Origin of the sequence: Oceanobacillus sp. AG (assembly GCF_009746545.1) — a bacterium.
Classification (GTDB): Bacteria; Bacillota; Bacilli; order Bacillales; family Amphibacillaceae; genus Oceanobacillus; species Oceanobacillus indicireducens.
Genome location: NZ_WOWT01000012.1, coordinates 19,508 through 36,494, shown reverse-complemented (window position 1 = coordinate 36,494; position 16,987 = coordinate 19,508). Strand labels below are relative to the sequence as shown.

The following is a 16,987-nucleotide window of genomic DNA, read 5'->3' as shown; positions in this document are numbered from 1 at the left end:
ATACTAGGTATAATAATTATTAATTTTACTTATATCACGAATTACAGGTATAGTAAAGAAGGGAAATCAAAAATTAATAAATATGTACATCATATATTCTCATGAAGATTAGGAGAGATCAGATTGGTAAGAGTAGTAGGTACAACCGCACGTGGACTCAGAGCACCGATTATCAATGAAGGCGATGACCTCGAGGAAATCGTCGTAGAAACCGTCTTACAAGCAGCGGAAGTCGAGGGATTCCAAATTCGGGATCGTGACATCGTTTCCTTGACCGAGTCGATTGTTGCCCGGTCGCAAGGAAATTATGCGAGCATCGAAGCAATTGCTGAAGATACCAAGCGAAAATTTGGCGATAAAACGGTCGGAGTCGTCTTCCCAATCCTCAGCCGGAATCGTTTTTCCAGCATTTTAAGCGGGATTGCCCGCGGGGTTAAAAGAATTGTCCTCATGCTGAGCTATCCAGCAGATGAGGTTGGCAACCATTTAGTCAGCATTGATGACTTAGATGATAAAGGAGTCAATCCGTGGACAGATGTACTAACGGAAAAGGAATTCCGCGAGTTATTCGGAAATTGCAAACATCCATTCACTGGCGTCGATTATATTGAATATTACAGGAGCATTATCGAAGCAGAAGGAATTGAATGCGAGATTATTTTTTCCAATAACGCGAAATCAATCCTAGAGTACACGAAGCATGTCCTCACTTGTGATATCCACTCCCGTCACCGGACGAAACGGATCCTAAAGAAACACGGTGCGGAAACGATTTACGGACTGGATGATATTTTAACAGAACCGATTAATGGCAGTGGTTATAACGAAGCATACGGACTACTCGGTTCTAATAAAGCGACCGAAGAAAGTGTGAAACTCTTCCCGAATAATTGTCAGGAATTAGTAAACGGGATTCAAGCAAAAGTTAAACAAGCTACTGGAAAAACAGTTGAAGTAATGGTGTACGGCGATGGTGCATTCAAGGATCCGGCTGGAAAAATATGGGAACTAGCAGACCCTGTTGTATCCCCAGCTTATACGTTAGGTCTGGAAGGTACACCGAACGAAATCAAATTAAAATATTTAGCTGATAATAACTTTAGTCACCTGCGCGGAGATGAATTAGACGAAGCAGTTGCCGCGTTCATTAATAAAAAGGGTGATGACCTTGTCGGATCTATGGAGGCACAAGGAACAACTCCACGAAAACTAACCGACTTGATCGGCTCTCTATCTGACCTCACGTCAGGCAGCGGTGACAAAGGAACACCTTTTGTCTATATTCAAGGATATTTTGATAACTACACCGATGGAAAGTAATGAATTCAACTTTTGCACTGGCAAATTTCCTATCACTGCACGGAGAAGATTTTAAATAATACTGTTGACGGCTATAATAAACGGACAGCTTCACTGCTCGAATTAGAGTTGTTTTCAAGTGTTGATTAGATCTCTCTGACCAAACGAGCTGGAATCAGGAGGCGCAAAAGGGTGATCAAAAAAACATCCCTATTTATCCGAACGAAATCGAATTTAGCCAATTCGATTAATTAGAGCACTACTAATCGACTGAATGAAGGCTATTCTAGCTCGTTCGGGTGATTAGGACCCTTATAATCGACCGAACGAAGGAAAGTCTAACTCATTCGAGTAATTAAGACATCTCTAATCGACCGAACGAAATCTAACCTAATTCAAACGGACGATTAAAGATTAAAACGCCCCTATTCACTCGGCTAAATGTAGTCATCCACAGTATCATTACCATACAGTTCCCAAAGCAATTACAAAAAACGGGTCGCCAAGGAAAATTTTCACTTGGGGACCCGTTTCTATTCAACTTCCCGGCGAAGCGGCAGCTGCTGATTGATCTGCTTTCACGCAATCAATCGCGACAACGAGGGCAATCATCAGGTTTTCTTCGGATTCATCACTTATTTTAACTTGGTAACTATCGCCCCAAGTAAACCATTTTTTCTTCACTTCTCCAATAAACGCTCCGTGCTGATACACTTCAAAATCCATGCCCCACCAATCTCCTGTCACCTCTAAGCCAATCGCATCAATCGAATAGCGCGGTTTAAAAAAAGAAAATTCCTTTTTTATCGTAATGACTTCTTCACCGGCAACAGCAATGGTGAACTTCGGCATCCAGGTAAGCATTCGCTTCGTAATTCGGGCGACTTCCGCTTCTCTCTCATCCTTAATCGTATAGACTTTCGGGATTTTCATGAAGCTACCCTCTACGGTATATACATCCCGTTCATCTGCATCTTTTACCGTAAACCTGCCGCTTAAGCTAAGTATTTTTTGCTTTATATACAGTTCCTTCATAAGGTATCCTCACACTTCTTCGCCAGTTTAAAATTCTTCATACTCAGCTGGATCTTGGTTTTTCATTCTCCCGTCCGGACGACTCAATTCGCCGATCTTATTCATTTCTTCCTGTGATAATTCAAAATCAAAGATAGCAAGATTCTCCCGCTGACGAACCGGTGAAGTCGATCTTGGAATAGCAACCGATCCCAACTGATAATGCCAGCGCAGAATAACTTGAGATACGGACTTATTATGGCGTGACGCAATTGCCGTTAGAATATCGTTATCAAGCACGTTGTTTACACGTGCAAGTGGACTCCAGGATTGTGTCTGAACATCATTTTCTTCATGCCACTTCCGCTGCTCCTTCTGATTGAAGAACGGGTGCAATTCAATCTGGTTCACACTTGGCTTCACACCGGTTTCTTTTTCCAGCCGTTCAATATGTTCAGGCAGGAAATTACTCGTTCCAATTGAACGAACCAAGCCCCATCTTTTTGCATCAATTAACGCCTGCCAAGCTTCGACATACACGTCCTGCTTCGGATTCGGCCAGTGGATGAGGTATAAATCATAATAATCGAGATTCGCCCGGTACAAGGACTCTTGAATCGTCTGCACGGCCAAATCGTATTGATGGTATCTCCCTGGCAGCTTCGACGTGACGATTAAATCTTGACGCTGTACACCAGTTTTACGGACAGCTTCCCCAACTGTACCTTCGTTTTCATAGTTATAAGCGCTATCAAGCAGACGATACCCATTGTCTATCGCACTTATAATCGACCGGACCCCAGCGTTACCATTCATTTTATACGTCCCTAGTCCAATTGCCGGGATTGATAGTCCATCATTTAATGTAATTTCAGGAATCGATCTAATCATGTAAAACATCTCCTTTTCTATTGATTTCTCCATTTAAATGAGTGATTAAATTTAGTATAACACACTCACCGACCGGAATTCTGTTCCTTCCTTCTCCAACAGTCTATAATAGATCTAATGAAAGTCATCAGGGAAGAGAGGTGTTTCGGATGGTTGGTATGGGATACCGAACGATTAAAACAGCAGTCGGTGCAGGTATTGCGATGTGGTTTGCAAGTCTTGTTGACATTCAATTTGCAACCTTTGCAGCGATTCTTGTCATTATGTGTATTGAACGGACGAAAAAACGAACCATCTACACGATTAAGGATAAATTTTTCGCTTGTCTTCTTTCACTCGTTCTCGGTATGGTGGTCTTTGAATTATTAGGTTATCACCCGATTGTATTTGCGATTTTCATTCTTCTGTTTATACCGATCTTAATGAAAGCGCGGATTCAAAACGGATTTATCACAAGCATGGTTGTCCTCTCCCATATTTATATGATTGGAAATGCAAGTTTTGAAGTTTTCTTCCATGAACTATTTATCATTCTCACCGGGATTGGAATTGCATTCATTGTAAACAGTGTTATGCCGAGTATGAGAAAAGACATTGATAGGTTCAAATATGAAATTGAAGAAAAGTATGCAAAAATCCTCTATGAATTCCATGCTTTCTTAAAAGATAATCACCGGAATTGGGACGGACAAGAGATTAATGAAGCGGAAGAAATTATTAATCAAGCGAAATCGATGGCCATCCAAGATATTGAAAACAATTTATTACAAGAAAAAAGAACAGACTATCATTATTTCAGATTGCGCGAAGAACAGCTCGCCATATTGCGACAAATGCTGCCAATTATAGGCATCGTTTCCCTCTCAGAGATCCATGTGGAACAACGCGAAATGGTTGCCGACCTATTATTGAACATTAGCGAAAACGTCCGCACGAAGAACATTGATCCTGTTCTCGAAAAGTTAGAGTCTTACGAAGAAATTTTCCGTGAAAATGAACTACCAAAGACAAGAGAAGAATTCGAAGTGCGGGCCAATCTCTTTTACTTGCTTTTTGAAATTAAGAATTATTTGCTAGTGAAGAAGAAAGTGATGCGGCAACGCGAACCTTTTTCTAATCGCGCAGGTGTACGAGTGTAAAGTCTAAGTAAAAAACAAAGAACAAGATTGAATTTGGAGGAAATGAATCATGAAATTGACAGAGATCACCATCCGCCATTTACAAATGAAATTAAAATCTCCTTTTGCAACAAGTTTCGGAACGCTAGAAAATCGTGACTTTCTACTGCTAGAGGCAAAAGACGAAAGTGGAACGATTGGTTGGGGAGAATCGGTCGCCTTCCGTGCCCCCTGGTACACCGAAGAAACGATGATGACGAACTGGCATATGCTTGAGGATTTTCTTATTCCACTCCTCCTCAATAAAGAATTGCAGCACCCGGATGAAGTGCGTGACACTTTTTCCCCCATCCGGAAAAATAATATGGCAAAATCCGCGATTGAAGGTGCAGTTTGGGATATCTATGCCCAGCAAACGAACCAATCTCTTGCAGCGGCACTTGGCGGGAAGAGTGAACAGATTGAGGTTGGCATCAGTATTGGCATTCAGCCTACTACCGATGACTTGATCCAATTGGTTCATGGATATGTGAAAGAAGGCTATAAGCGTATGAAAGTGAAAATCAAGCCTGGTAAAGATGTCGAAGTAATCCGGGCGTTACGCGAACACTTCCCTGATTTGCCGATTATGGCAGATGCTAATTCAGCTTATTCATTAAAGGATCTTGATACGTTAAAACAACTTGATGAATTTAATCTCATGATGATTGAACAACCACTCGCTTCTGAAGATATTATCGACCATGCCAAGCTGCAAAAAGAGCTGGAAACACCGATTTGCTTAGATGAAAGCATCAATTCGTTGGAAGATGCACGAAAAGCGGTGGAACTCGGAAGTACGAAAGTTATAAACGTGAAGATTGGCCGTGTTGGCGGATTATCTGAAGCGAAAAAAATCCATGATTACTGTGCGGAGAAAGGTATCTCTGTCTGGTGCGGCGGGATGCTTGAATCTGGAATTGGCCGGGCCCATAATATTGCGCTAACATCACTGCCGAATTTCACCTTGCCTGGTGACACATCCGGCTCCGACCGCTATTGGGAAAAAGATATTATCGCACCAGAAGTTATCGCGAATAACGGTTATATTACAGTTCCTAAGAAAGCTGGCATCGGTTATGAAATCGACCGGGAAGCAGTTGATGCATTCACGGTCAGTAAGAAACATTATCGTTAAATTGAGAGCGAACGTTTTTCTTGTCGGTATTTAGGGAACGATTGAATATAGGTAATTTCGGTTCCCCATATATTCGACAACAATGAAAAAGGAGTGTTTCCTAAGTGACGACGTATAATAAACTTGTCCGCGACGGTATTCCGGCAATATTGGAACAAAACGGTCAAGCCTTCAATACCGAAACCCTTAACCAGGATCGTTATATTATGGAGCTAAAAAAGAAACTGAATGAAGAAGTGATGGAATATCAAGATGCAGCAAATGACGAAGATGCATTAGAGGAACTTGCCGATATCCTCGAAGTCATGCAGGCCCTTGTCGGTATCCACGACACCACGATGGAAGAGGTAGAAAAACGTCGGGCCAAAAAGGCAGAGGAATATGGCGGGTTTGAAGAGAAGATTTATTTGGTTGATGTAGAGGAGAAATAGCGATGAGGTACTTAGACTTTCCCTAAGTGCCTCATTTTAACATGCCTTTTTTCCGGACTGCTCGAGCTTCCTCGCCCGGACATTCCCCTTATATATAAATTTCCCTGTCCAAAGAAAAGCACCAGTATCGCAAGCAAACCTGTACCAGTCAGAAAAGAGATGAGTGCACCTTCAATCGTCCCAATTCTCCGACCCAGTGAGGCGTTGACGGACGATTGACTGCCTACTAAAAGCCCACCCATCATCATACTTATTTGATTTACCAACTAAACTAAATGTCATTTCATTAATACCCAACCTCAACGACTGCATTCACAATATACATTAAATCATTTTCATCCTGTTGATCTTCAAGGAAAATACCGCTCGTTGTCGCCATACCTCCAGCAACGGTTTCTACCGTTACCGTTCCATAAGGAAGCAAACTTTTAATTTTTTCATGGTCAAGCTTTTCCTCGTCTTTTGGCACAGCGAGCTTAACGTTCACCCGCATATTGTTCAAGTCTTGACTTGGCAGCATTTTCCTTATTCCTGGCATGGAATTATAATGGATAGCATCCATAATCGCACGTTCGGCAGCTACATTTATGTCCTGGCCGTGGAGATCAATTCCCATTCCTGCTTCGATAAATAGAATTTCTTTCAATTATATTTCCCCTTTCCATTGTTTTTTTACTTCCACTGCGTGAACAACTTCTGCAAATGTTCCTTGGAGTAACTCTAATGCGTCGTGATGTAGTTTTTCATTATCCGAGACGACACAATTAGAGGGAACCGTTACGAAAAAATCTCTCATAGAAGCATCACGAGCAGTCGTGTCAATACACACATTCGTGTAAGCTCCAATAATCGTAAGGTGTCTTATACCATTTGAGCGTAATAAAAGCTCAAGATTTGTATGGACAAACGCGCTATACCGATGTTTTACGACAACTTTTTCTCCTGGAAGCGGAGTGAAATACTCATGAATTTCCGCTCCCCAGCTTCCAGGTTCACAGTAGGATAAATTACTTTTCTGATTGCTTCGGCCAAATCGTTCATTTGCAGAAGGGGATTCCGTCCAAGCACTATGTTCCGAGATCACATGAATCACTGGAATCTCACATTCTCGTGCTGCTTCTAGCAAATCCTTCATCTGTTTCATTTTTTCATAAAAAGCATGAATATCTTTCCCGCGTTTACCTGCAGTGCCTTCCGGATGGCAAAAATCATTTTGTAAATCGACTAGAAGTAGAGCTATGTTCCCGTTTGTTGTATTCATTCTAAATCTCTTGTAGCTTTTTATACGTATTCACCGTCTCCTGATCAAGCAGATAAAGCTGATCAAGTAAAGCAGGGATGAACGTGCCCGGCCCTTCCGCCTTTTTCATCGCAAGTTCCGCAGTTATCCCGTAAGCTGCAGTCACTTCCACACTTGCCTCATACAAGTCTTCGGCAACACTTAAATAAGGCCCAACGAGAGACGAAAGCAGGCACCCGCTTGCCGTAATATTTTGTAGCATGGTATGCCCATTATTACAAAGACTCATGCGCGTTCCGTCTGTAATGACGTCTGTTTTCCCTGTTGCAATAACAACCGTATCATATTCTTTCGCTACTGTTTGAGCAATTTTCGGATCAATCGATTCAACCGTAGAGTCAGGGCTTTTCATAATATCAAGCGCTCCGCCAAGTACGGAAATTTCCCCAGCATTCGCTCGGATAGCAGCGAATTTCACCTTTTCCAATAATTCATTAATCACTTTCGTACGGAATTTTGTTCCCCCTGCTGCGATGGGATCAAGAATGACTGGAATTCCTTTTTCATTCGCTTTAAGGCCAGCAAGCAGCATCGCCTCGGCCCGATCCTCGGTTAAAGTTCCGAGATTCAATACGACAGCATCCGCATGACTCGCATTCTCCTCCGCCTCTTTTGGTGTATTCGACATGGCTGGAGACGCACCAATCGCAATTAAACCATTTGCCGCAAAATTTGTCGCAACCTCATTCGTGATGTTATAGATAAACGGACTTTTTTCTCGAATTTTAGCAATATAGTTCATGTAAACTTCCTCCTTTTTAGTAAATTGAAATAGATTAAGGGCGAGGTAGTTTTTAAAAAAGAAAAACCACCCCGGGAATTGGAGTGGTTATTAATACAATTTAAGTATGTATACCAACTCCACTTTCCTACGCTAGTATGAACTAGATCAGGTTCAAAGGGATTAAGAAAAAGTCTTATCTCAGCCGACTGGCACCCCTAGTGGAAAAATATCTATTCTTTATGACTAGTCTATCTTATTTTTAATATAAAAGAAAGGGTTTGCGTGCGTGCACCCAAACCCTTTCTTTTATATTAAAAACCACCATATGGCACGAATCCGGGACCGTACTGCCAAAATCCCGGGCCGGGTCCGAAGCCAAGACCGTAACCAAATCCGGCCCCTGGACCGAACCCAGGACCGTATCCCGGTCCAAAGCCAAAACCTGGTCCTCCAGCGATTAAACTGCCACCTAAAAATCCTAGTCCTGCTCCTATTAATCCAGCTGCAAGCGGATCAATACCGCCACCTGGCCCAAACGGACCCGGCGGACGAGCCCGGTGCATTTCTGGATATGGTAATGGCGAATGATGCATCGGTACATGATTTACAAATCCATGCATGTATATGCTCCTTTTCAAGAAAAATTTTATCCTGTTCTTTCCCTTCCCTACAGCCTATGGCAGAGTACAGGAAACCGCACTAGACAAATCCCTATTTTTGACATGAAATTTGGGTCGGAAAACGAGATGAATCCTTTTTCTCAGGTGACTATGCATTCAGAATATCGAAAATACAAATTCCGTGAGCAACATGACAGTATTCCGGACATATAGAAGGTTATCAATCCCTATTGACCAGCTCATTTCGCCTAAGAGGAGCTATCAACGTCAGGATGTTAAGATTCCTAAATACCCCACTTCCCGCTTAAGACTTGCTCGGAAAAATGGTGTAAGACCACGAATAAATGAAATCAATAATAAAAACAATCCCCCAAACCATTGAAATGTTATACATCATTTCATTTGCATAAGGTGATGCCAAGTAATTGTCATCACCAATCCACGAAAGATCAGTCAGGTAATTCATCGCCTGATTGAGATCCTTTATTCCATAGCTCCAGAAAACAATCTGGACGGCTGCGAATATAAGTAAATGGAAAATGGAGCTGTATCGATTGATTTTGGCAATATATTTCGGGTCTTTTTGTCTCCTGATGATTTCTTTATCCCTTTCAGTAAGTAAGTCGATACCGCGCAAATTACCAATCTTCAAGCGCATCCAACGGTCCAACTTCCGGAAATCATTGATGCCAAAAGTGCACGCATACAAAATAAAAATCAAAATAACAATTTGAAACATCGAAATCTCGCCTGTTTCCCGGTAAATAAGGAGAGCAAGCACTCCCTCAACGATAAATAAGCCGAGAAAAGACAGCAGAAAGATAAGACTTAAATTCCGTTTGTTGAAAAAATAGCGGATGACCCCGAATAGAATTAATGAGATAAAGGACAGTATTTCTGCAGCGATAAAAATTTCCCATTGATGTTGGATTAGAAAGGTCATTTGGTGGCTCTCCCCTTTTGGAATTGGTTTAGGTTAATATGAAAAACACTCACTTGTAGTTTTACGGCGGAAGTGAGTGTTTGGTTTCAATGATTGCGCCTATAAATTCTCTTAAAACCATCGGATATGACTAAGTTGTATTTTTAACCTGTCTAGCTTTCTCTTGAATTTCCCCCGTTTATCGGTGATTAGTTGGATTTCAGATTTCAAAGCAATCTTTTCTGCCACGGTTTCGATTGTCAAGTTCTCTGTATTAATCCGTTCCTGGAAAATATCATGCGATAGTCCTGCGATACATCGATCGCTTTGTTTAACTCCCAAGGTTATATTCCCACTTCTAAACACGAGGGAAACCCAATATGTGAAGGTTGGGATATACAGTCCGTAAATCCCTGATTCTGTTCAACTAACATTCAGTGGGAGAGGTAAGGATATCCCCACTGAATGAGTTTCACTTTATGGCACGGGTTGCAATATCGGCGGTCCACCTAAAGACGAATCTTTAAGTCTTTTATAAGCAACATAAAAGGAAATCATTGCACCGATAACAAAGAACATGGCTGAAACAAAGGAAAGTTCTTCTAAAGATATTATCTCATTTGATGAGTTTGTTGATTTTGATTCTTGTGGTGATGACATAATGAGTACACCTCCAAATATCTTTTCCTTCTTTAATGTATTCAAGCGGAGAAAATATTTTACTCTTTTTAAAGGAAGACAGCCTTCAGATAATAACCTACCCGCCGATTGCCTTCCAGCCATGCGAAAAGTATTAATTATAAACTCGTATAAAGATAGGAATAATCATGTTAAAATACTGTTATAGAAAGGTTTTATAAAAGAGCATTTCTAAGAAAGGAGTTAAAAGGTTATGGATATCCATCTATTCATCCTAATTTTCACCATCATTTTCATGCTCCACAACCTAGAAGAAATCATGACAATTGAAAAATGGTTCAACAAAACGTATCCAAGAATTCGCAAAAGAATCCCTGCTTTTATAGAAGAAGAACTCAGGAAATTTGAGACAATGAATGCAGCCAGATTTTCTTTCGTTGTATTTTTACTTTCTATCCCAGTAGCTATTCTGATTGAATTACAACAATAACTGAGCATTATCTTCTATTTCTCGGGTTAAATCTGTTATTTGCTTTAAATATTTTCACCCATCCCTTACAATCCTTATACTTACGCAGCTATACTCCAGGTCTTTGGACTTCTGTATCACTGATCATTCCTTATTATATTATTCTTTGTTATCATATATCTAATACTGGTTTATTAACATTCAACAATTTATTAGGTGCAGTCGTAATTCTAATCTTGTTTATTCCTATTTTTCTTCTCAGTCATAAAGCAGCAGAAAAATGGAACTAACTCCTCGAGACAAAATTCAACAGTAGCAAATCTTGTCCTTTACTTAGCATCCGACGAATCCAGTTATTCCACTTGTTCTGAGTTTATCGTGGATGGTGGAATTACCGCAATGTAATAAACTTTTTACATCAAAAAAAACGACAGAGATTATCTAAAAATATTCCCTGTCGCTTTTTATTAGACGAAATGTGCTCTTACTCAATCCCCTCTGCTATTTGCAGAAACAATTCTTTCGGCATTTCAGACTCTTCGCCAATTAATTCAAGAAACACATCTTCATGTTCCCAAGTGAGACACATGAAACCATCATCATCAACCGCCAGATTACCTTCATTACCATTAATAGTGATTGTCTCCGTCTCTTCCCCTTCAAACATTCCATCATAATCCTCTTGTGAAGGATAGATGCTAAATACGAAGCCATTCCAATCTTCATCCTCATAAATGAGATAGACCATCTCTGACTCATCATCCGAGGAATAATAGGATTCCGTCATTTCATAGCCCTCCGGTACGAATGTAACATCGGGAATCGTATAATCTACATTTTCCTTAATTTCCTCAAGTGACATTTCTTCCTCGAGAAATGCAAAATCTTCTTCCCATTCCTCTTCCATTACAGCATTTTCTTTTACTTCTTCTGGAACTTCAATTGGCTCAACTTCATTCACATTCGACACCGTAGCTTCCGCTGTAACTTGAATAGATTCACCGTCCATTTCAAATTCCGCCTGAACAGTTTGTGATTGGATCAACATTGACTCTTTATCAACCTTCATTTCGGTCTCAAAGCTGTTGATCGTAATGTCGGAAAGGTCTTCTTCCAAGTCAATATCCATCGTCAAATCTCCCATTGATGTATCGAAATATGGTTCGATTAATTCCTCAAATTCTTCTCCCTCACCGGTTAACGTAAGGATATACTGATCCTCTTCCTCAGTCATTTCAAATTGATCAGCAAACGCCTCTAGTTTTTCAAGTTCACCTTCATTTAATTGGTCAAAGCTCTCTAGTCCCATTTCTTCTTCATCCGTAATGAACCATTCACCGAACATGTTCATATACACTTCTTCACCAACGATATATGTCTCCACATCCATAGAAATTCCAGTCATCCCCATCGTCATGTCTAAATAAAGTGTGTCCGGATCATGTGTGACGTCAGCCGTACCTTCAATCGATACATTCATATCCATAATCTCTGTATCGATCTTCATCTCTGTCGTATAACTTTCTAAATCAGCATTCGCTTGAATTGCCTGCTCCAATACTTGGCCTTCTGTTAACGGTTCCTTATCTTCCCCACAAGCAGCAAGCAGTAAGAAGCTTGCAATTATCAATAAGGCAATGGTTTTTCTCATCTCTCTTTTTCCCCCTTTTACTTATGCTATACCTAAATAACAATCGAAAAAATGACCCCTAACTCCTCTCTCATGTAAACATGTATAGGAAAATTCCTTTTGTAAAACTCAAGAATATTATACCCCAATACTTGGTAAATGGGGATAGTTATTTAGATGGATATGAATTTTATTTTTTAGTAAAATGAAACTTAATTACTTGCCACTCGTATGTAAGATATGAATGTATAAATCGGAGGATATTTAATGAAAAAGTATCTTGTCTTTATCGTTAGTTTTATTGTAATGTTCATCGTATTCCAGGTACTGTCTGGCATGTTCCTAACATGGATATATACTCCGGATATTAGTTCAGCTTGGAGCATGAGTGCTGGCCTCTCCCAGAAAACCGTTATTACAGGCAGCAATTCATTTGGGCTACCATTGCTTACTGCTGCGCTTGCTGCTTCTGTTGCTTATGTGATCTTGGTGAAGTTTGCGGGGCGCAGGAAGGGAAATAGTTAAATGATGAAAACAAAGGCGCAAGCGCCCTTGCAGGTTAAAAACGCGACGTCCTGTCGCAACACCTGCACTAGCACATCCTGTGCGTCGTAGCAACGTACAAACTGGAGCACTCCGGAATGAGATAAAGGAAACATGCCCCTTTAGGGGTAGACGTGAGTTGGGCTTTAGCCCGTTTTTAAACGGCCCTCCTTTAGTTTTGAGTTGATGTTGACTTTCACCACAGGGGTATAAGGGCGACTAAGCCTCACAAAGACCGCTCGACAAGTCTTCTTTATCGATTGGAGGAGTGTGAAGTTTGATAGTCGCTGGGCACTGGAGCCGGACGTGGCTAGCCCCGGATACCTAAGTTATCACAGCATTTTTATTTTATAGTTTCATGTATAATGAGAAAGAGGCAGGATTCCTTCTTACCTGCCCTCTGAATACTCCCGTATCTGCATCCGTCGACTTTTCCTTATTTGCGCACTTTGAAACAGACGCTTCTCCTCCTCCGTTTCCGGAATCACGCCACTCACTTTGGTTGGAATTCCTTCACTATTAATTGCAACCATCGTCAGAATTGCAGTAGTCGTCGTTGTTATTTCGCCTGTATCCAAATGCTGGCATTCCACTTTCACATACACTTCCATCGAGGTTCTGCCCGTAGAGACGACGACCGCCTCCAATTTTAATATGTCACCCGCCTTAGCAGTTGAGAGAAAATTCACCGTATCGATCGATGCCGTGACCACCACACTCCCGCTATGCTTCATAGCAGCAATCGCCGCTATTTCGTCAATTGATGCTAAAACAGTTCCTCCAAAAATTGTTCCCATATGGTTTGTATCCGGAGGTAAAACAAGCTTCGTCTGAATTGTTCTCGAAATTGTCGCTGGTAATTTTTCTTCCATTTCATAACCTCTTCTCTGTTCTTTGAAGTGACCGCTTAAGAGACTTCGGGAGAGTTTTTAAGGAAATGAAAAAACCCATCAAAACTGATGGGCATAATAAAGATAGCATCCTCAATAAAACAGTAATCTTTTACCGTTAAAAGTCAGAATAAACCTCATTATACCTTCCCAGCTCCCGAAGAAGATAACTTTCATAATAATGGCAGGTCTCCTGACTTATGCTTCCTCCTACTCTAATTCCTTCCCGTCCAAGACAGTGGATTTACTTATTTCGTCAGCATTTACAGTTGCGGGTACAGTTCTGGTTTCACACCAGATTCCCTATTAAGTCTCCTTAGACACCATGATTACGGGTCTTATCGTATGTAGTTATTTTCCATAAAAAGCTAAGTATTGTATCAAGCATAGTATAGATTGTTTAAATTAGCAATGTTAATGGAAGTTTATTAAAAACGAAACATAAACATATAGCAAATGTGGAACGTAATAATGAATAATTAGAAATAATCATTACAATATTCGCTAACTTTAAAAGAGGAGTGATCTGTTGAGCGACTGGATTCCAAGACTTATATTGCTCATTGTCGCAGTACCCTTTGTTTGGTATTTTGTTGCATTAAGTAAAAATGTAAGTAAAACAGAGAAAGAGCATGATCGGGATATGTCATATGAAATCAATCCGTTTACAGGGTTGAAAATGCCATCAAGTGATTCAAAGAAAGATAAGAAAAAAAGTGAATAAACCGCTTAACAAAATTAGGGGGAGCGACAAGCACTCCCCCCATTACTCTCTTAGATCGGCCACATCTCCATATTCTCTGCCATTTCCCAGAACATGTATTCAAATTTACTTGTTTTTACAACAATATCTTCAAGCGCTTGTAACTCTTTTTCAGATTTGCCTGCTGCGTAATCGTTAATTAACTTCTGGCAGTTTTCGGCGAGCTCGGTGAATTCTACCGATGAATACATTTGAATCCAATTACCGTAAAACTCATGCTCTAATGACTCTGGGTTTTTCGCTAATTCTTTTCCAATATAGTTATAGCTCCATGCACACGCCAGCACAGATGCAATCGCATTCTCTACACCGCCAAGCTGGGAGACATTCAGCATATAGCTTGTATAAGCAGTCATCGTAGCTGATGGCTCTGTGTCCTCGAGTTCTTCACTTGTAATACCAAAGCGGGCTGCATATTCCCTGTGTAATTCCATTTCCATGTTCAATGTCCCGTGCAATAGATTCGCAAACATCGTCATCGTATGTAAATCTGGTGACTTTGAGCTTCCAATCGCAAAGATTCTCGAATACTCGATTAAGTAGACATAGTCCTGCTTCATATAATGCTTGAACTTTTCTTTATCAAGCGTCCCATCCCCGATTCCCTTTACAAACGGATGCTCCAAGTAAGCTTCCCAAATTGGCTGGACTTTTTTCCACAGACGATCTGTAAACTGTTCATTCATGATTTATTCCTCCCTTTTGGTATAGAACCTCTCTACACCACAAAGGGCATGTCTCGATTTGCCGAAAGCCTTTCGTTACATGTGTATTAAACACTTTTACCTTTCCCATTAAAAAAGACCGCTCTTTTTATAATGGAAATAGGCGGTCTGCGCGTAACATGTTAATTTGTCGCTATCAAACACCGCTTTCTTTCGCTAGTATCAACTAGATCAAGTTCGAAGGGTTGAGACAGTTTTCCACCTGACTCTCTCAGCAAATAATGCACCCCTAGTGGTGAGAAATATTCTATTAATTCTACTATTACATATTTAAAGGCCGTTAGCAAGGAGAATGGACATTCAGCCTCCCTTAGCGCACGGCAGGTCGTTCTAGAGTTTCCTAATTTCAACCAGGTGCACTCTTCGTTCACTTACTTCTAAAATTTTAAATTCTAAGTTCTTAAAAGTGAATACTTCCCCTTCTTCCGGCAAATAACTGTATCGATTCAAGATAAAACCAGCCACATTATCCGCTTCCTCCGGGATATCAATTTGGAAGACATTATTAAGACGGTGTAACGAAAGCCGTCCATCACAAATAATGAACGTTTCCGTTTGCTCATGGATGAGTGCGTCGTCCTCATCCATCTCATCTTCAATATCCTCGCCAATCATGGTCTCGATTAAATCTTCATGGGTGATCAACCCTTCTGTTCCACCATATTCATCGAGCACGATAGCAATATGCTTCTTAGCGTCCGTCATCTTTTTGAAAACTGCATCAACCGAATTGAATTCGTAAATAAATAAGGGATCCATATCAGAGAACTCCCGAATCCCTTTTTCCGGTTGAATGGACCAAGATAAAATAAATTTCGAATGGAAGACACCTACAATATTATCGCTATCCCCTTCGTAAATCGGGTACCGTGTATGATGATTTTCCAATAAAAACTCCTTTGCTTCCTCAAAAGCGATATCAGTCGGGATGGCCTTCATCTCTACCCGGTGCGTTTTCAATACATCTGAAACATTTAATGTCTGGAAATCGAGCATCGATTTCAATCGGTACATCTCATTATTTTTAAACGTACCTTCTGTGTGAGCGATATCAACCATTGCTCGCATCTCTGCCTTCGAAATGGTGACCTCTTCGTCCTCCTCTTTTCCAAGTAAGCGAATTGTTGTTTTCGTGAGCAGATTAAGTAACCAAATAAATGGCTTTAAAATGTGTAAAATAATCATCGTCGGATAATAGACGAGGTAAGAAATTCGCTCAGGAAAAGCTGCAGCAACCGATTTCGGCATGACTTCAGCAAATATAATAATTAATACAGTCAGCACCGTCGTCGTAATTCCGATATTCCATCCGTACTCGAGCGCGACAATTGTTACAAGGGAAGGAAGCACGATATTCGGAACATTATTAGCGATTAAAATACCTGGGATAAAGAGATCCGGATTGTTGACGAGCTTGAGTAAGCGCTCTGCCTTTTTATCCCCGTTGGCCGCTTTTAATTGCAGTTTCATCTCGTTCGTTGCCGTAAGTGCCGTCTCACTACCTGAAAAATAACTAGATGCGATAAAAAGGATAATGATACCAATAATTAAAACCGTCACAAGCATTCACCTACTTTGCTTCAAAAATTCCTCGTGATAAAGTGAAACTCATTCAGTGGGGGGTTTTTCTTCATCCCCACTGATTGTTAGTTGAACGAATCTGGGTGTTAGCGCGTTATCTACCACCTAAACTTTCTCGACACGACCTGACGTTTTGAGGTGGGAGTTTTACGGACGGTTACACCGGGATAAAACCATTCGACAGAATCTGGGAAATGGTACTGTTAGTATTCCCTTATTTGACTGGGAATCAACATATTTTCATTAATTTG

The 16,987-nt window shown here is 40.7% G+C and carries 22 protein-coding genes, 1 pseudogene and 3 riboswitches; of the genes and pseudogenes, 9 read left to right on the top strand and 14 right to left on the bottom strand.

What is annotated here, in order from left to right:
• The first annotated feature begins 123 nt into the window (after positions 1 to 123).
• Positions 124 to 1,320 (top strand): coenzyme F420-0:L-glutamate ligase, encoded by a 1,197-nt coding sequence (locus tag GN217_RS08035; protein WP_156856166.1) that lies wholly within the window; start codon positions 124 to 126, stop codon positions 1,318 to 1,320.
• 516 nt (positions 1,321 to 1,836) lie between these two features.
• On the opposite strand, the gene GN217_RS08030 is transcribed toward GN217_RS08035, so the two are convergent.
• Together GN217_RS08030 and GN217_RS08025 are read right to left on the bottom strand one after the other, a co-directional pair.
• On the bottom strand, positions 1,837 to 2,334 hold the full coding sequence (locus GN217_RS08030) for an LURP-one-related/scramblase family protein (RefSeq protein ID WP_156856165.1): 498 nt from the start codon (positions 2,332 to 2,334) through the stop codon (positions 1,837 to 1,839).
• Between the two features lie 27 nt (positions 2,335 to 2,361).
• Positions 2,362 to 3,204 (bottom strand): aldo/keto reductase, encoded by an 843-nt coding sequence (locus GN217_RS08025; protein WP_156856164.1) that lies wholly within the window; start codon positions 3,202 to 3,204, stop codon positions 2,362 to 2,364.
• A 149-nt stretch (positions 3,205 to 3,353) separates the two neighbouring features.
• Here GN217_RS08025 and GN217_RS08020 point away from each other — a divergent pair, with 149 nt between their 5' ends.
• The 3 genes from GN217_RS08020 to GN217_RS08010 all read left to right on the top strand — a co-directional run bounded on the left by GN217_RS08020 (position 3,354) and on the right by GN217_RS08010 (position 5,930).
• Positions 3,354 to 4,343 (top strand): aromatic acid exporter family protein, encoded by a 990-nt coding sequence (locus GN217_RS08020; RefSeq protein WP_156856163.1) that lies wholly within the window; start codon positions 3,354 to 3,356, stop codon positions 4,341 to 4,343.
• A 49-nt stretch (positions 4,344 to 4,392) separates the two neighbouring features.
• Positions 4,393 to 5,499, top strand: coding sequence for an o-succinylbenzoate synthase (gene menC / locus GN217_RS08015; protein ID WP_156856162.1), 1,107 nt, complete (start codon positions 4,393 to 4,395; stop codon positions 5,497 to 5,499).
• A 104-nt stretch (positions 5,500 to 5,603) separates the two neighbouring features.
• The gene (locus tag GN217_RS08010; RefSeq protein WP_156856161.1) at positions 5,604 to 5,930 is read left to right on the top strand and encodes a nucleoside triphosphate pyrophosphohydrolase; all 327 of its coding nucleotides are present in this window, start codon (positions 5,604 to 5,606) and stop codon (positions 5,928 to 5,930) included.
• A gap of 11 nt (positions 5,931 to 5,941) precedes the next feature.
• Here the strand turns inward: GN217_RS08010 and GN217_RS08005 are convergent, their stop codons facing one another.
• The 8 genes from GN217_RS08005 to GN217_RS07970 all read right to left on the bottom strand — a co-directional run bounded on the left by GN217_RS08005 (position 5,942) and on the right by GN217_RS07970 (position 10,156).
• Positions 5,942 to 6,178 (bottom strand): DMT family transporter, encoded by a 237-nt coding sequence (locus GN217_RS08005; protein ID WP_156856160.1) that lies wholly within the window; start codon positions 6,176 to 6,178, stop codon positions 5,942 to 5,944.
• A 38-nt stretch (positions 6,179 to 6,216) separates the two neighbouring features.
• Complete coding sequence (locus GN217_RS08000) at positions 6,217 to 6,576, bottom strand: Lin0512 family protein (RefSeq protein ID WP_156856159.1); 360 nt, start codon at positions 6,574 to 6,576, stop codon at positions 6,217 to 6,219.
• A complete protein-coding gene (locus GN217_RS07995; protein ID WP_156856158.1) occupies positions 6,577 to 7,191 on the bottom strand; it encodes a cysteine hydrolase family protein in 615 nt (204 codons plus the stop codon). It abuts the gene before it with no gap.
• Between the two features lies 1 nt (position 7,192).
• The gene (gene thiM, locus GN217_RS07990) at positions 7,193 to 7,972 is read right to left on the bottom strand and encodes a hydroxyethylthiazole kinase (RefSeq protein ID WP_156856157.1); all 780 of its coding nucleotides are present in this window, start codon (positions 7,970 to 7,972) and stop codon (positions 7,193 to 7,195) included.
• Between the two features lie 107 nt (positions 7,973 to 8,079).
• Positions 8,080 to 8,181: riboswitch (TPP riboswitch) on the bottom strand.
• Positions 8,182 to 8,265: 84 nt separating this feature from the next.
• Positions 8,266 to 8,574 (bottom strand): hypothetical protein, encoded by a 309-nt coding sequence (locus tag GN217_RS07985; protein WP_156856156.1) that lies wholly within the window; start codon positions 8,572 to 8,574, stop codon positions 8,266 to 8,268.
• A 304-nt stretch (positions 8,575 to 8,878) separates the two neighbouring features.
• Positions 8,879 to 9,517, bottom strand: a complete 639-nt coding sequence (locus GN217_RS07980; RefSeq protein ID WP_156856155.1) for a hypothetical protein — start codon at positions 9,515 to 9,517, stop codon at positions 8,879 to 8,881.
• A gap of 111 nt (positions 9,518 to 9,628) precedes the next feature.
• A complete protein-coding gene (locus GN217_RS07975; RefSeq protein ID WP_156856154.1) occupies positions 9,629 to 9,838 on the bottom strand; it encodes a hypothetical protein in 210 nt (69 codons plus the stop codon).
• 135 nt (positions 9,839 to 9,973) lie between these two features.
• Positions 9,974 to 10,156 carry a hypothetical protein gene (locus GN217_RS07970; RefSeq protein WP_156856153.1) on the bottom strand — a complete coding sequence of 61 codons (183 nt, stop codon included), beginning with the start codon at positions 10,154 to 10,156 and terminating at the stop codon, positions 9,974 to 9,976.
• A gap of 232 nt (positions 10,157 to 10,388) precedes the next feature.
• Here GN217_RS07970 and GN217_RS18930 point away from each other — a divergent pair, with 232 nt between their 5' ends.
• From GN217_RS18930 to GN217_RS07960, 3 genes and pseudogenes are all read left to right on the top strand, one after another.
• Positions 10,389 to 10,625, top strand: a complete 237-nt coding sequence (locus GN217_RS18930) for an HXXEE domain-containing protein (protein WP_232334370.1) — start codon at positions 10,389 to 10,391, stop codon at positions 10,623 to 10,625.
• Positions 10,613 to 10,894, top strand: a complete 282-nt coding sequence (locus GN217_RS18925) for an HXXEE domain-containing protein (protein WP_370459749.1) — start codon at positions 10,613 to 10,615, stop codon at positions 10,892 to 10,894. Before GN217_RS18930 ends, GN217_RS18925 begins: the two co-directional genes overlap by 13 nt.
• A gap of 22 nt (positions 10,895 to 10,916) precedes the next feature.
• Positions 10,917 to 11,009: pseudogene (locus tag GN217_RS07960) on the top strand (SDR family oxidoreductase); the annotation flags it as partial.
• A gap of 79 nt (positions 11,010 to 11,088) precedes the next feature.
• Here GN217_RS07960 and GN217_RS07955 read toward each other — a convergent pair.
• The gene (locus tag GN217_RS07955) at positions 11,089 to 12,255 is read right to left on the bottom strand and encodes a DUF4367 domain-containing protein (RefSeq protein ID WP_156856152.1); all 1,167 of its coding nucleotides are present in this window, start codon (positions 12,253 to 12,255) and stop codon (positions 11,089 to 11,091) included.
• A 246-nt stretch (positions 12,256 to 12,501) separates the two neighbouring features.
• Between GN217_RS07955 and GN217_RS07950 the strand changes: the two genes are divergently transcribed.
• Complete coding sequence (locus GN217_RS07950) at positions 12,502 to 12,759, top strand: hypothetical protein (RefSeq protein ID WP_156856151.1); 258 nt, start codon at positions 12,502 to 12,504, stop codon at positions 12,757 to 12,759.
• A 407-nt stretch (positions 12,760 to 13,166) separates the two neighbouring features.
• Here GN217_RS07950 and GN217_RS07945 read toward each other — a convergent pair whose 3' ends face one another.
• Positions 13,167 to 13,649 carry an acyl-CoA thioesterase gene (locus GN217_RS07945; RefSeq protein ID WP_156856150.1) on the bottom strand — a complete coding sequence of 161 codons (483 nt, stop codon included), beginning with the start codon at positions 13,647 to 13,649 and terminating at the stop codon, positions 13,167 to 13,169.
• Between the two features lie 184 nt (positions 13,650 to 13,833).
• Positions 13,834 to 14,010, bottom strand: a riboswitch (cobalamin riboswitch).
• 186 nt (positions 14,011 to 14,196) lie between these two features.
• On the opposite strand from GN217_RS07945, the gene GN217_RS07940 reads away from it, so the two are divergent.
• Positions 14,197 to 14,391 carry a hypothetical protein gene (locus tag GN217_RS07940; protein WP_156856149.1) on the top strand — a complete coding sequence of 65 codons (195 nt, stop codon included), beginning with the start codon at positions 14,197 to 14,199 and terminating at the stop codon, positions 14,389 to 14,391.
• A 50-nt stretch (positions 14,392 to 14,441) separates the two neighbouring features.
• On the opposite strand, the gene tenA is transcribed toward GN217_RS07940, so the two are convergent.
• Complete coding sequence (gene tenA, locus GN217_RS07935; RefSeq protein ID WP_156856148.1) at positions 14,442 to 15,116, bottom strand: thiaminase II; 675 nt, start codon at positions 15,114 to 15,116, stop codon at positions 14,442 to 14,444.
• A gap of 170 nt (positions 15,117 to 15,286) precedes the next feature.
• Positions 15,287 to 15,396, bottom strand: a riboswitch (TPP riboswitch).
• Positions 15,397 to 15,485: 89 nt separating this feature from the next.
• Entirely contained in the window at positions 15,486 to 16,715 is a 1,230-nt protein-coding gene (locus GN217_RS07930) for a hemolysin family protein (RefSeq protein ID WP_232334369.1), read from the bottom strand.
• Positions 16,716 to 16,987: the final 272 nt, after the last annotated feature.